Genomic DNA, 13,270 nt, shown 5'->3' with positions numbered 1-13,270 from the left:
GGCCGCTTCCGTCGTTCCTCGGCGCCGTCCGCTCAGACGACGATCACCGTGATCAGGGCGGCCAGGCCGAGCAGCGTCGGCGCGATCGCCCACCAGCACCAGCGCACGACGACCGGCCCGGCGGCGTCCGGGCGGGAGGCGTTGCGCTCGGCCATCTCCTGGAGCACCGAGGTCACCTGGTCGGACCAGGCGCGGGTCGGGTCGGAGGAGCCGAGCACCGACGAGCCGGCGGACGCGCCGCCACCGCCGAAGACCATCCCCATCCGCGAGGTGTGCTCGGGGGCGCCGCCGCGGGCCCGGACCCGGTTGGCCCGCTTGCGCTGGCGCAGCGACACCGGGACGGCCCACACCTGGTACTTCTTGCCCTCGGCGAGCAGCTCGACGGAGTACCCGGCGCGCAGCGCGTCCACCGCGGCCCACGGCGCGGTGATCGTGCGCCACGGGTTGCGCACCACCAGCCGCCGGTCGTTGGCCAGCACCGCCGGGCGCAGCGTGTAGGCGATCACCGGGAAGGCGAACACCGGCACGGCCGCGAGCGACACGGCGGGCGTCTTCCCGGTCCCGTTCAGGGCGGCGTCGCCGATCAGCCACGCGGCGACGGCCAGCAGCAGCACGCCGGAGATCACACCGGGAACCGAGCGGTACACGCGGTCGGCGTACCCGGGATCCCCGTCGGGGGCGGCCGAGCCCTGGTGGGGCTTGCCGTCGGAATCGGTCATGCCGACGATTCTGCCCCATGCCTCCCGGGATGAGGTCTCGGTCCGGCCACGAAAGATGGCCCCTCTAGCGGTTGACTACGCGCGTAGATATGCTGGGCTTGTGACTATGTCCACTGTTGCAGCCAATGCCCCCGGCGTTGCGGGCAGCGGCCTCGCGGACGTTGCGGCGTCCGAGGCCTCCCTCCGCCGCTTCCTGCACGGCCTGCCCGGCGTCGACCAGGTCGGCCTTGAGGCGCGTGCCGCCACCCTCGGAACCCGCTCGATCAAGACCACGGCGAAGGCCTACGCCATCGACCTGGCGATCTCGATGATCGACCTGACCACGCTCGAAGGCGCTGACACGGTCGGCAAGGTGCGCGCCCTGTGTGCCAAGGGCAGGACCCCCGACCCGTCCGACCCGTCCACCCCCCGCGTGGCCGCCATCTGTGTCTACCCGGACATGGTCGCCACCGCGAAGGACGCCCTGCGGGGCACGGACATCCAGGTCGCCTCCGTCGCCACCGCCTTCCCGGCCGGCCGCGCCGCGCTCCCGGTCAAGCTCGCGGACACCGCCGACGCGGTCGCCGCGGGTGCCGACGAGATCGACATGGTGATCGACCGGGGCGCCTTCCTCTCCGGCCGTTACCTCGACGTCTTCAACGAGATCGTCGCCGTCAAGGAGGCGTGCAAGCGCGCCGACGGCAGCTACGCCCACCTCAAGGTCATCTTCGAGACCGGCGAGCTGCAGACGTACGACAACGTGCGCCGCGTCTCCTGGCTCGCGATGCTGGCCGGCGCCGACTTCATCAAGACCTCCACCGGCAAGGTCGCCGTCAACGCGACCCCTCCGGTCACCCTGCTGATGCTGGAGGCGGTCCGCGACTTCCGCGCGCAGACCGGCGTCCAGGTCGGCGTGAAGCCCGCCGGTGGCATCAAGACCACCAAGGACGCCATGAAGTACCTGGTGATGGTCAACGAGACCCTCGGCGACGACTGGCTGAGCCCGCACTGGTTCCGCTTCGGCGCCTCCAGCCTGCTCAACGACCTGCTGATGCAGCGCCAGAAGCTCGCCACCGGACGCTACTCCGGCCCCGACTACGTGACGGTGGACTGATCACCATGGCCAAGAAGAAGAACATCGAGGAGCCGGTGAAGGCCTCCGGCCTCTTCGCGTACGCCCCGGCCCCCGAGTCCCCCGCCGCCGCGGGCGACATCGCCACCTCCTACGGCCACTTCATCGGCGGCGAGTTCGTCGACTCCTCCGGCAGCGAGGCGCTGAAGACGGTCAACCCGGCCACCGAGCAGGTGCTCGCCGAGTTCGCCCAGGGCACCGACGAGGACGTCGACCGCGCGGTCGCCGCCGCCCGCAAGGCCTTCACCGACTGGTCGGCGCTGCCGGGCAGCGAGCGCGCCAAGTACCTGTTCCGGATCGCCCGGATCATCCAGGAGCGCAGCCGCGAGCTGGCCGTGCTGGAGTCGATCGACAACGGCAAGCCGATCCGCGAGACCCGTGACGTCGACCTGCCGCTGGTCGCCGCGCACTTCTTCTACTACGCGGGCTGGGCCGACAAGCTCGACTACGCCGGCTACGGGCCGAACCCGAAGCCGCTGGGCGTGGCCGGCCAGGTCATCCCGTGGAACTTCCCGCTGCTGATGCTGGCGTGGAAGATCGCGCCCGCCCTGGCGACCGGCAACACGGTCGTCCTGAAGCCGGCCGAGACCACCCCGCTGACCGCGCTGCGCTTCGCCGAGATCTGCCGCCAGGCCGGTCTGCCGAAGGGCGTCGTCAACATCGTCACCGGTGACGGCCGCACCGGCGCCGCGCTCACCGCGCACCCGGACGTCAACAAGGTCGCCTTCACCGGCTCGACCCCGGTCGGCCGGGCGATCGCCAAGCAGCTGGCCGGCACCCGCAAGAAGCTCTCGCTGGAGCTGGGCGGCAAGGCGGCCAACATCGTCTTCGACGACGCGCCGATCGACCAGGCGGTCGAGGGCATCGTCAACGGCATCTTCTTCAACCAGGGCCACGTCTGCTGCGCGGGTTCGCGCCTGCTGGTCCAGGAGTCGGTGCAGGACGAGCTGCTGGACGCCCTGAAGCGCCGGATGGGCACCCTGCGGGTCGGCGACCCGCTGGACAAGAACACCGACATCGGTGCCATCAACTCGGCCGAGCAGCTGGCCCGGATCACCGCGCTGACCGAGGCCGGCGAGGCCGAGGGCGCCGAGCGCTGGTCGCCGTCCTGTGAACTCCCGGGCACCGGCTTCTGGTTCAAGCCGACCCTGTTCACCGGCGTCAGCCAGGCCCACCGGATCGCCCAGGAGGAGATCTTCGGCCCGGTCCTGTCGGTGCTGACCTTCCGCACCCCCGAAGAGGCGGTCGCGAAGGCCAACAACACCCCGTACGGCCTCTCCGCCGGCATCTGGACGGAGAAGGGCTCGCGCATCCTCTGGATGGCGAACAAGCTCAAGGCCGGTGTGGTCTGGGCCAACACCTTCAACAAGTTCGACCCGACCTCGCCCTTCGGCGGCTTCAAGGAGTCGGGCTACGGCCGCGAGGGTGGCCGCCACGGTCTGGAGGCCTACCTCGATGTCTGATGTCGCAACGCGTCTTGATGTCTTCAAGACCTACAAGCTGTACGTCGGCGGGAAGTTCCCGCGCTCCGAGAGCGGGCGGGTGTACGAGGTGACCGACTCCAAGGGCGAGTGGCTCGCCAACGCCCCGCTGGGCACCCGCAAGGACACCCGCGACGCCGTCCTGGCCGCCCGCGCGGCGGTCAAGGGCTGGGCCGGCACCACCGCGTACAACCGCGGCCAGGTGCTGTACCGCGTGGCCGAGATGCTGCAGGGCCGGCGCGAGCAGTTCGCCGCCGAGGTGGCCGTCTCCGAGGGCATCGGCCCGAAGAAGGCCGCCGCGCTGGTGGACGCCGCGATCGACCGCTGGGTCTGGTACGCGGGCTGGACGGACAAGGTCGCCCAGATCGCGGGCGGCGCCAACCCGGTCGCGGGCCCGTTCTTCAACCTCTCCACCCCGGAGCCGACCGGCGTGGTCGGGATCGTCGCCCCGCAGGCCGGGTACGGGCACTCGCTGCTCGGCCTGGTGTCGGTGATCGCCCCGGCGATCGCCACCGGCAACACGGTCGTGGTCGCCGCCGCCGCGGACGCCCCGCTGCCGGCCCTGTCGCTGGGCGAGGTGCTCGCCACCTCGGACGTCCCGGGCGGCGTGGTGAACATCATCTCGGGCCGCACCGCGGACATCGCGCCGACGCTGGCCTCGCACCAGGACGTCAACGCGCTGGACCTCACCGGTGCCATCGCGGCCGACGGTCCCGGCGCGGCGCCCGCCCTGGAGGCCTCCGCCGCGGATACCCTGAAGCGGGTGGTCCGTCCGGAGCTGGACCCGTTCGCCCAGGACTGGACCAATGCGCCCGGTACCGACCGGCTACTCTCCTTCCTGGAGACGAAGACGGTCTGGCACCCGATGGGGATCTGACTCTCCGTCACCGCTGAGTAACAACTCCACAGACTGGCCGTCCCCAGTGCCCTCTCCCCCCCCAGGGCCCGGACGGTCATAGGACGGACCCGCACCTCTCCCCCCCTGGTGCGGGTCCGTCGGCGTTCCCGATCGCCCGCGCCGGGACCGTGACCTTCGCCTCATCCCGGGAGGGCGGCCGCCGCCTACCAGGCCGTACCGGAAGAGGTCCGATCCGACCGGTTTCGGCATCGGGCCCTGATGCGTCAGACTGGTGTCCCGTGAGTGACGACCCGCTGAACCCTGTGCCGATGACCCGCGCCCGGGTGGTCCTGCTGTCCGGCCCCTCCGGATCCGGGAAGTCCTCGCTCGCCGCACGCAGCGGCCTGCCGGTGCTCCAGCTCGACGACTTCTACAAGGACGGCGACGACCCCACCCTCCCGCTGCTGCCCGACGGCGCGGTCGACTGGGACTCGCCGCTCGCCTGGCACCGCGACCAGGCCGTCGCCGCCATCCGCGACCTGTACGAGACCGGCCGCACCGAGGTGCCCGTGTACTCGATCCCGGACAACGGCCGCGTCGACACCCGCACGCTCGACCTGGCCGGCGCCCCCGCGTTCATCGCCGAGGGCATCTTCGCCGCCGAGATCACCGCCCAGTGCGCCGAGGAGGGCCTGCTCGGCGACGCCCTGTGCCTGCGCAACGGCGCGCTCACCACGGCCTGGCGCCGGCTGCGCCGGGACGTCCGCGAGGGCCGCAAGTCGCTGCCGGTGCTGCTGCGCCGCGGCTGGCGGCTGATGCGCGCCGAGCGGTCGATCGTGGGCCGCCAGGTGGCCCTGGGCGCCCACCCGTGCGCCGGCCCGGAGGCCGTCCGCCGGATCACCGCGGCGGCGGCCGGGCAGCCGCAGCTCTCGTCCGTCTGACGCCGGGGCACCCCGCAGACAACAGAACGACGGGCCCGGTGCGTCTCCCCCGCACCGGGCCCGTCGCCTTGCGGACAGTCGTCGGGCTCCCCCGTGGACATCGCTCCCCCGAGCCGACGTCCGCAGTCCGTGACCGTCCTATCCCGTCCCCCGACGGGAGTCCCTATTCCAAGACGCCCCGGGCGCCTTGTTCCGTTACAGCTCTCAGGCGACCAGTTCGCCGAACGCCCGCATGGTGTCCCCCGACTTGTTCAGGTGCTCGTCGTCGCGCAGGCGGCGCAGGGCGCGCCAGATGCTGCTCTTGACCGTGCCGACGCTGATCCCCAGCACGTCGGCGATCTCCGGGTCGGTCTTGCCCTCGTAGTACCGCAGCACCAGCATCGTCCGCTGGTTCTCCGGCAGCTTCGCCAGCGCCTGCCAGAGCACGGTGCGCAGCTCGGTGCCGCCCATCGCGTCGGTGTCGCCGGCCGTCTCCGGCAGCTCCTCGGTCGGGTACTCGTTGACCTTGCGGCGCCGCCAGGCGGAGATGTGCAGGTTGGTCATGGTGCGGCGGAGGTAGCCCCCGACCGCGGCCTTGTCGGTGATCCGGCCCCAGGCGCGGTAGGTGCTGAAGAGCGCGCTCTGCAGCAGGTCCTCGGCCTCGTAGCGGTCACCGGTGAGGTGGTACGCCGTGGCGTACAGGGAGGCGCGGCGCTCGCGCACGTACGCGGTGAACTCCGTGATGTGGTCCTCCGCGACGGCCGGGTGCTCCCCCTGCGCGCCTCCCTGTCCCGCCTCGGTGGTGCGCGCGGCGGCGGGGTTCAGCCGCAGCAGCGTCGCACCGGCGGCCTCGCGGCCGGTCGGCTCCCCCGAGCCGACCTTCCGCAGGCCGGTCCCCCCGGTTCCCCGGTCGCCCCCCAGGGCGTCCGTGCCCTCGACGCGGACGGGGAGGATTCCCCGCAGCGTGAGGGTGTTGGCGGAGTCGGCCGCACTCCCCATCCGGCCGATCCCGTACAGCTCCCCCGCCCTGCCGCCGCCGCTCACCCGGCGAGTGGCAGGAGTTCCGGTGCTGTGCGCGCACCCCCGTACGGTCACGGCACCGGAGTTCTCGTCGGTCCTGAACTCGTACCGGGTCCGGTGGGTGGTCGCTGACGAACGCGCGGTGCGGACAGCCGGGTTGGTCCGGGTCTGAAGCATGGCGTTCATCGTGCGCCCCCTTGGTTCGGTACGAGCGGGTTCCGGTTGCCGCCCTCCAGCCGGCCGATTGGCCCGCTGTCCTGCGGCGACATGGAAAATCCTGCCCGGCGGTTGTGATGGCGCTGTCCGCCGACTGTCACAGGGGTGTCACAGGGGACGGGCCCTTGGTCCCGGTCCGCCTCCCTCCTACCGGACGCCGGTAGCGCTCCTTCCGGTTCCCGGACGGTCGGTGACCGGTCCGGGGGGTGATTCGCGGCTTCCGGTGGGCCAAAATGGGGCCGTGCCTTTCCTCCTACTGATCGAGGACGACGACGCCATCCGGACCGGCCTCGAACTCGCCCTCACCCGCCAGGGCCACCGCGTGGCCACCGCCGCCTCCGGTGAGGACGGTCTGAGGCTCTTCAAGGAGCAGCGGCCCGACCTGATCGTGCTGGACGTGATGCTGCCCGGAATCGACGGCTTCGAGGTCTGCCGCCGGATCCGCCGCACCGACCAGCTGCCGATCATCCTGCTCACCGCCAGGTCCGACGACATCGACGTCGTGGTCGGCCTGGAGTCCGGCGCCGACGACTACGTGGTCAAGCCGGTCCAGCCGCGCGTCCTGGACGCCCGGATCCGGGCCGTGCTGCGGCGCGGCGAGCGGGAGAGCTCGGACTCCTCCGCGTACGGCAGCGTGGTGATCGACCGCGCGGCGATGACCGTCACCAAGGACGGGCAGGACCTCCAGCTCACCCCGACCGAGCTGCGGCTGCTGCTGGAGCTCAGCCGCCGGCCCGGCCAGGCGCTCTCCCGGCAGCAGTTGCTGCGGCTGGTGTGGGAGCACGACTACCTGGGCGACTCGCGCCTGGTGGACGCGTGCGTGCAGCGGCTGCGGGCGAAGGTCGAGGACGTGCCGTCGGCGCCGACCCTGATCCGGACGGTGCGCGGGGTGGGCTACCGGCTGGACCCGCCGTCCTGAGCCGCGCCCTCCGTGCCCATCAACTCCCGTACGACGACAGGCTCCTGTGACTGACCAACAGACGACGACCCGGCGCTTCGCCACGGAACCGTGGCGAAGCCTGCGCTCGCTGCGGGTCCGGCTGATCGCGGTGTTCGCGGCGGTCGCGCTGCTCGCCGCCGTCTCGGCCTCCGGCATCGCCTACTGGCTGAACCGCGACGCGGTGCTCAAGCGTGCCCAGGACACGGCGCTCAACGACTTCCGGGTCTCGCTCACCCGGAACGTCTCCGACCTGCCCCTGGGGGCGAGCTGCCCGGAGCTGGCCGCGCTCGCCTCGAACGTCGCGAGCTCCGGCCTGAGTTACGACGTCGTGGTGGTCGACCCGGCGCACCCGGAGTGCCCGGCCTCCTCGGACCCGACGAAGTTCACTCTCGCCGATGTGCCGAGCGCGCTGCAGTCCACCGTGGCCCGTCCGCGCGAGATCACCGAGAGCAACCCGTACCCGTACCACCTGTACTGGCAGCGGCAGAACCTGGAGGGCCGTCCGTTCGTGATCGGCGGCACCAAGGTGGTGCCGAACGGGCCGACGGCGTACATGTTCAAGTCGCTGGAGAACGAGCGCGAGGACCTCAACACGCTCGGCTGGTCGCTGGCCATCGCCACCCTGCTGGCGCTGATCGGCTCGGCGCTGCTCGCGCAGGCCGCGTCGGCGACGGTGCTGCGGCCGGTCAAGCGGCTCGGCGACGCCGCCCGGGCGCTCGGCGAGGGACGCCTGGACACCCGGCTGGAGGTCGACGGCTCGGACGAACTCGCCGACCTCGCGCGGACCTTCAACCGCGCCGCGGAGTCGCTGCACGAGCAGGTCGAGGAGCTGAGCGCGCGCGAGGCGCAGAGCCGGCGGTTCGTCGCCGACATGTCGCACGAGCTGCGCACACCGCTGACGGCGATGACCGCCGTCACGGACATCCTGGAGGACGAGGCCGAGTCGCTCGACCCGATGATCGAGCCGGCCGTCCGGCTGGTCGTCAGCGAGACCCGGCGGCTGTCCGACCTGGTGGAGAACCTGATGGAGGTGACGCGCTTCGACGCCGGCACCGCCAAGCTGGTCGCCGACGAGGTGGACGTCGCCGACCTGATCATGTCCTGCATCGACGGCCGGGCCTGGTACGACGCCGTCGAACTGGACGCCCCGCGCGGCATCCTCGCCGTCGTCGACCCGCGCCGCCTCGACGTCGTCTTCGCCAACCTGATCGGCAACGCGCTCAAGCACGGCGGCTCGCCGGTGCGGGTCAAGGTCCGGGAGACCGACGGCACGGTCGTCGTCGAGGTCTCGGACAGCGGCCCCGGCATCCCCGAGGACGTGCTGCCGCACGTCTTCGACCGCTTCTACAAGGCCGACCGCGGCCGGGCCCGCTCCGAGGGCAGTGGCCTCGGGCTGTCCATCGCGATGGCCAACGCACAGATCCACGGGGGGACGATCACGGCGGCGAACGGGGAGGTCGGGGCGGTGTTCACGCTGACGCTGCCACTGACGCCACCACCGCCGCCGTCCGCGGACGGGGCCGGCGACGGCACCGCCGTCGAGCACGAGGACGCCCAGTGACCACCCCCGCCCCCTCCGCCGTCCGGCCCCCCACCGCCCGCCGGGCGGCCGGCGTGCTGCTCCTGCTCGCGCTGGCCTCCGGCTGCGGGATCCGCCCGACCGCCGTCCCGGTGGACGCGGGCGCCCCCGCCAGCCGGACGGCCTGCCCGACCGCCCCGCACATACCGACCGCGCTCGCCACCCCGGCCCCGGCGGCGCCGAGCCTGCCCGCGGCCCGGAGCACCGCCAAGGCCGGCCCCGGACCTTCGCCGTCCCCGAGCCCGGCGGCCGGAGCGGCCGGAGCGGCCGGCGCGACCGGCGCGCCGCCGGACAGCGCGTTCAGCGCGGTGCCGACGGCGGGCGCGAACGCCTGCAAGTGACGGGTCCCGCCGGCTTTTCGCCGGGCGTGTCCTTCGCGTACCCGGGCATCGGCCGGGGACGGATCGGGGCACTCGGGGCGGATCGGGGCGCGTGTCGGAATGTTCACGCCCGGCGTGGAACCGCCGCGCCACCGGCTCACGTCCTCCCCACCGTGCAGCGAGATGGCACCAGGACACGCGACGAGAGTTCCGGCGTACGGACCGACACCGGGCCTGCGGCGGCCGTCCACCGTCCCCTGCGACGGGTCGGGCTGGCGGGCCTCGCCCTCCACCTGTCGCTGGTCCTGTGGCTGGTGGTGCTCAGACCCCTGCCGGTGGCCTGGGTCTACGACGCCAACCTCACGCCGCTGGCCTCGCTGCGCTCCTCCTCGTTCTGGCAGGTGGTCGGCGAGCTCGTCCTGCTGGCCCCGCTCGGCGTGCTGCTCCCGCTGGCCGGCGGCCGGCCGCGGGCCCCATGGCTGCCGTCCTTCCTGCGCACCACCGGAGTCTCCGCACTGCTGGCCACCGGGCTGGAGTTCCTCTCCTCCTGGACGCCCGGGCACGTCCTCAACGTCGACCACATACTGCTCGCCGTGATCGGCGTCGCCGCCACCCACGTCGCCCTCGTCCCGGCGCTGCGGCGGCTGGTGCGGGAGCGGCGGCCCCGGGCCCGGAAGCCCGAGGAGACCTCGGCGGCGCCGACGGCCCCGGCGGCCCCCAAGGCGTCGAAGCCGTCGACGATGTCGAAGGTGTCGAAGGCTTCGAAGGTGACCACCCTGGTGGGCCCACCGGTCACCGCCGCGATCACTCAGGTCCCCGCCGCCCGGGCGTCGGCCGAGCCGACTCCCTGAGCACCAGGCCGCCGACCTCGATCAGCCCGCCCCCGCGCGGCGCCGTCACGATCCGCGAGCCCCGCCCCTGCGTGACGGTCAGCGCCCGCCCGAGCCGCGCGGTCAGCAGCAGCGCCGCCGCGCCCGTTGCCTCGTCCTCGTCGATCCCGTCGCCGCGCCCGGGGAAGCCCCGCGCCCGGACCGTCCCGGTGGCCTCGTCCTGCCACGCCCACGCATAGACCCACTCGCCCGGCGGCGGCACCTCCAGCGCGTCCACCTCGGCCGCCGACCCGTACTGCCGCAGCGTGCGCGGCGGCGCCCAGTCGGCCCGCGCCTCGATCAGCGTCAGCCCGTCCGCCCACCGGACGCCCACCTCGCCGGCGGGCGTGACGAGACGCTCCACCCCGAGCAGCCAGCCGGTCCCGACGCACGGATGCCCGGCGAACGGCAGCCGGAGCGTCGGCGTGTAGATGTCGATCACGCCCCGCACCGGATCGTCGACGAAGACCGTCTCGCTGAACCCGAGCTCCCGGGCCACGGCCTGCCGCTCGGCCCGCCTCGGCACGGACGCACCGTCCCGCACGACGCCGAGCGCGTTCCCGCATTCCCCGCCGGGCCCGCAAAAGACCCTCAGCACCTCATAATCAGTCATTTCCCCACCCTCTCAGGGAGAATCCGGCGGAACGCAACAACTCCGTGATGAAAAGCCCGCGACGGATGTCGGCAGCCTCCAGTACCGTGCGCTCTCGTCCCCAACGGTTAACCGTTCTTGCTTTCCACCTCACAGGAATCCGCGTTGAACAACCTCGACTTCAGCAACCAGCCCCTGTTCTCCTGGTACGTCGTCCTGCTGGCCATCAGCGGCATCGCCATGGTGATCACGGGCATCATCAACGTCGGCGGCCTGAAGGCCGGTTGGCGGGCCGTCAACATCATCTTCGGCCTCGGATTCGCCGGCTACGCGTACTACCTGGGATTCGTCTTCGAGGGCGGCACGTACCGGATCTTCTTCCAGGCCTTCATCCTGCCGGTCCTGCTGATCGCCAACTCCGTGAAGGCGATGGCCAACCGCGGCGCCACCCCGGCGGCGGCGCAGCCGGCCCAGCCGGCGGATCCGGCGGCGTACGACCCGAACGCGCCGTACAACCCGAACGCCCAGCCGGTCCAGTCCTCCCCCGTCGCCCCGCCGGCCCAGCCCGCCCCGGCCCCGCAGCCGTCCCAGCCGGTCGCCGACAACCCCTACGCCCGGCCCCAGCAGCCCCCGCAGGCGGGCTGACGCCATCCGGCGCCCCCGCCGGGGTGGGGCACCGCTTTCGCGCGGTGCCCCACCCCGGCGGCATCAGGGCGTCAACCGGTGCAGGTCGCGGGGGAAGAGCGTCGCCCGGCGGACGTTGTCGGCCCGCGTGAGCCGGGCCGTCCAGCGTTCGAGGCCCAGGGCGAACCCGCCGTGCGGGGGCATCCCGTGGGCGAACGAGCGCAGGTACCCGGCGTACGGTTCGACGGGCTCGCCGCGGGCGGCCAGGGCCGCGAGGTAGTCCTCGTGGCGGTGCAGGCGCTGACCGCCGGTGACCAGTTCGAGCCCGCGGAAGAGCAGGTCGAAGCTGTTGGAGTACTCCGGCCGGCCGGGCTCCGGGTGGGTGTAGAACGGCCGCTTGCGCATCGGGTAGCCGACCACGAACAGGAACTCGCTGCCGTGCTCGCGCAGCGCCCACTCGCCGAGCCACCGCTCGTGCGCCGGGGAGAGGTCCGGCTCGTCGGCGCCGAGCAGCCGCATCGCGTCGGCGAAGTGGATCTGCGGGATCTCCGCCGGGACGACGGGCAGTTCGACCCCCAGCAGGTCGACGGCCGCGCCGGCCCGGGCGGCCACCGACGCGACCATCCCGGCGAGCACCTCCCGCAGGACGGCCATCACCTCCCGGTGGTCGGCGATGAAGCCGAGCTCCGCGTCGAGGCTGGTGTACTGCGCCAAGTGCCGTGCGGTGTCGTGCGGTTCGGCCCGGAACACCGGCCCGGTCTCGTAGACCCGCTCGAACACGCCGACCATCGCCTGCTTGAAGAACTGCGGCGACTGCGCCAGGTAGGCCGGGCGCCCGAACCAGTCGAGCGCGAAGACCTCCGCCCCCGATTCGGTCGCCGAGGACACCACCTTCGGGGTGTGGACCTCGGTGAAGCCCAGCCCGTCCAGCGTGCCGCGGAACCCGGCGACGGAGGCCGCCGAGATCCGGTGCGGCGCGGCCAGCCGCGGGTGGCGCAGCGTGACCGGCGCGCCGTCCAGGACGACCGGCAGCGAGGCCTCGACGGTGGGCCGGAAGAGGCTGAACGGCGGCGGCTCGGCAGGCCCGGAGAGGGGCTCGACGCTCGGCGAGGTGAGCTCGACGCCGTTCGGCGCCTGCGGGTTGGCGGTGACCGTGCCGCGCACCCGCAGGACGGTCTCCTCCGGCAGGTCGGGCCCGGTGCCCCTGATGACCGCCTGGGCGAGGCCCGAGCGGTCGCGGAGCACCAGGAAGGTGACGGACTTGAGCGCGCGGCGGCGGTGCAGCCAGCCGGCGACCTCGACGGTCTCGCCGACGTGGCCGGGTAGTCGGGCGGCCAGGACGCGGTTCGTCGGGTGGATCATCGCGGGCCCTCCAGGGGCGTCGTCGTGATCCCTTCGGAGTGCGGGCGAGAAGGGCGACTCGCGGTGCCACCGCACTTTCGCCACCGCCCGGACGGAGGGCGGCGGCCTCGTGGCGGCCCGGTGACGGGGGCCGGCCGGCGGGGCATTTCCTCCCCGCACTCAGGAGTGTCTTCGCTCCGGGCGCGGGGCCGCCTTCACAGCTGCCGGCGGCTCTCTCGGCCCGCGGTGGTCCGGAGGTACTCGTCTCCCTCGACGTGTTGACGGAGAGGCTATGGCGGGGGCCTGCCCGCCGCAACGAGGTTTCCCTCGGGGTGGACCCCGAGGGAGCCCCGAGGTGCGGGTACGCCTCGCCGGTGAGACGGGCGCCGGGCGAATCGGCTCGTGGGCGGAGGATCCGGGCGGGGCGGCGGCGGAGCATGGAAGTACGCCCGCCGGAGAGGCCGGACCGGGTACGACCCCACGGAGAGCACCATGAGCCCGCGCCTCGCCCGTCCCCGTCACCACCGCGTCATCGCCGGCGTCTGCGCCGGGATCGCCGAGCGCTTCGGCCTGTCGGCCTGGACGGTCCGGCTGATCTTCCTGGCCTCCTGCCTGCTGCCCGGCCCGCAGTTCCTGATCTACCTGGCGCTCTGGCTGCTGCTGCCCCAGGAGCCGTGACGCACGGCGACGGGCCGCGCAC

14 protein-coding genes are annotated in these 13,270 nt (G+C 72.9%); 10 read left to right on the top strand and 4 right to left on the bottom strand.

All coding sequences use genetic code 11. From position 1 onward, the window contains the following. Window positions 1-32: 32 nt before the first annotated feature. Window positions 33-719: a PH domain-containing protein gene (locus AB0O00_RS17560; protein WP_363652682.1), complete on the bottom strand. Its 687-nt coding sequence runs from the start codon at window positions 717-719 to the stop codon at window positions 33-35. Window positions 720-825: 106 nt separating this feature from the next. Between AB0O00_RS17560 and deoC the strand changes: the two genes are divergently transcribed. From deoC to AB0O00_RS17540, 4 genes are all read left to right on the top strand, one after another. Beyond that, window positions 826-1,812: a deoxyribose-phosphate aldolase gene (deoC, locus tag AB0O00_RS17555; protein ID WP_329927569.1), complete on the top strand. Its 987-nt coding sequence runs from the start codon at window positions 826-828 to the stop codon at window positions 1,810-1,812. A 5-nt stretch (window positions 1,813-1,817) separates the two neighbouring features. After that, window positions 1,818-3,293, top strand: a complete 1,476-nt coding sequence (locus tag AB0O00_RS17550) for an aldehyde dehydrogenase family protein (RefSeq protein ID WP_363652680.1) — start codon at window positions 1,818-1,820, stop codon at window positions 3,291-3,293. Next, on the top strand, window positions 3,286-4,188 hold the full coding sequence (locus AB0O00_RS17545) for an aldehyde dehydrogenase family protein (RefSeq protein ID WP_363652678.1): 903 nt from the start codon (window positions 3,286-3,288) through the stop codon (window positions 4,186-4,188). Before AB0O00_RS17550 ends, AB0O00_RS17545 begins: the two co-directional genes overlap by 8 nt. A 290-nt stretch (window positions 4,189-4,478) precedes the next feature. Continuing rightward, complete coding sequence (locus tag AB0O00_RS17540; protein WP_363652686.1) at window positions 4,479-5,090, top strand: ATP-binding protein; 612 nt, start codon at window positions 4,479-4,481, stop codon at window positions 5,088-5,090. A 204-nt stretch (window positions 5,091-5,294) separates the two neighbouring features. On the opposite strand, the gene AB0O00_RS17535 is transcribed toward AB0O00_RS17540, so the two are convergent. After that, window positions 5,295-6,068 (bottom strand): SigE family RNA polymerase sigma factor, encoded by a 774-nt coding sequence (locus AB0O00_RS17535; protein ID WP_363652684.1) that lies wholly within the window; start codon window positions 6,066-6,068, stop codon window positions 5,295-5,297. Window positions 6,069-6,546: 478 nt separating this feature from the next. Between AB0O00_RS17535 and AB0O00_RS17530 the strand changes: the two genes are divergently transcribed. The 4 genes from AB0O00_RS17530 (at window position 6,547) to AB0O00_RS17515 (ending at window position 9,995) form a co-directional block, all read left to right on the top strand. Next, window positions 6,547-7,224 carry a response regulator transcription factor gene (locus AB0O00_RS17530; protein ID WP_188308557.1) on the top strand — a complete coding sequence of 226 codons (678 nt, stop codon included), beginning with the start codon at window positions 6,547-6,549 and terminating at the stop codon, window positions 7,222-7,224. Between the two features lie 46 nt (window positions 7,225-7,270). After that, a complete protein-coding gene (locus tag AB0O00_RS17525; RefSeq protein WP_363652676.1) occupies window positions 7,271-8,806 on the top strand; it encodes a HAMP domain-containing sensor histidine kinase in 1,536 nt (511 codons plus the stop codon). Continuing rightward, window positions 8,803-9,165, top strand: coding sequence for a hypothetical protein (locus AB0O00_RS17520; protein WP_363652674.1), 363 nt, complete (start codon window positions 8,803-8,805; stop codon window positions 9,163-9,165). Before AB0O00_RS17525 ends, AB0O00_RS17520 begins: the two co-directional genes overlap by 4 nt. A gap of 152 nt (window positions 9,166-9,317) precedes the next feature. Continuing rightward, the gene (locus AB0O00_RS17515) at window positions 9,318-9,995 is read left to right on the top strand and encodes a VanZ family protein (RefSeq protein ID WP_363652672.1); all 678 of its coding nucleotides are present in this window, start codon (window positions 9,318-9,320) and stop codon (window positions 9,993-9,995) included. Here AB0O00_RS17515 and AB0O00_RS17510 read toward each other — a convergent pair. Then, window positions 9,949-10,626: a PhzF family phenazine biosynthesis protein gene (locus tag AB0O00_RS17510; protein ID WP_363652670.1), complete on the bottom strand. Its 678-nt coding sequence runs from the start codon at window positions 10,624-10,626 to the stop codon at window positions 9,949-9,951. The genes AB0O00_RS17515 and AB0O00_RS17510 overlap by 47 nt on opposite strands. Window positions 10,627-10,770: 144 nt before the next feature. Between AB0O00_RS17510 and AB0O00_RS17505 the strand changes: the two genes are divergently transcribed. Further along, the gene (locus tag AB0O00_RS17505; protein WP_363652668.1) at window positions 10,771-11,250 is read left to right on the top strand and encodes a hypothetical protein; all 480 of its coding nucleotides are present in this window, start codon (window positions 10,771-10,773) and stop codon (window positions 11,248-11,250) included. A 63-nt stretch (window positions 11,251-11,313) separates the two neighbouring features. Here the strand turns inward: AB0O00_RS17505 and aspS are convergent, their stop codons facing one another. Next, the gene (aspS, locus tag AB0O00_RS17500) at window positions 11,314-12,591 is read right to left on the bottom strand and encodes an aspartate--tRNA(Asn) ligase (RefSeq protein WP_363652666.1); all 1,278 of its coding nucleotides are present in this window, start codon (window positions 12,589-12,591) and stop codon (window positions 11,314-11,316) included. A gap of 471 nt (window positions 12,592-13,062) precedes the next feature. Here aspS and AB0O00_RS17495 point away from each other — a divergent pair, with 471 nt between their 5' ends. Continuing rightward, complete coding sequence (locus AB0O00_RS17495) at window positions 13,063-13,248, top strand: PspC domain-containing protein (protein ID WP_363652664.1); 186 nt, start codon at window positions 13,063-13,065, stop codon at window positions 13,246-13,248. The last annotated feature ends 22 nt before the right edge of the window (window positions 13,249-13,270 follow it).

The organism is Kitasatospora sp. NPDC093558, from assembly GCF_040683475.1.
In the GTDB taxonomy this organism is placed as follows: Bacteria; Actinomycetota; Actinomycetes; order Streptomycetales; family Streptomycetaceae; genus Kitasatospora.
The sequence above is the reverse complement of the archived record's forward strand: the minus strand, read 5'-3'. Positions and strand labels throughout refer to the sequence as shown.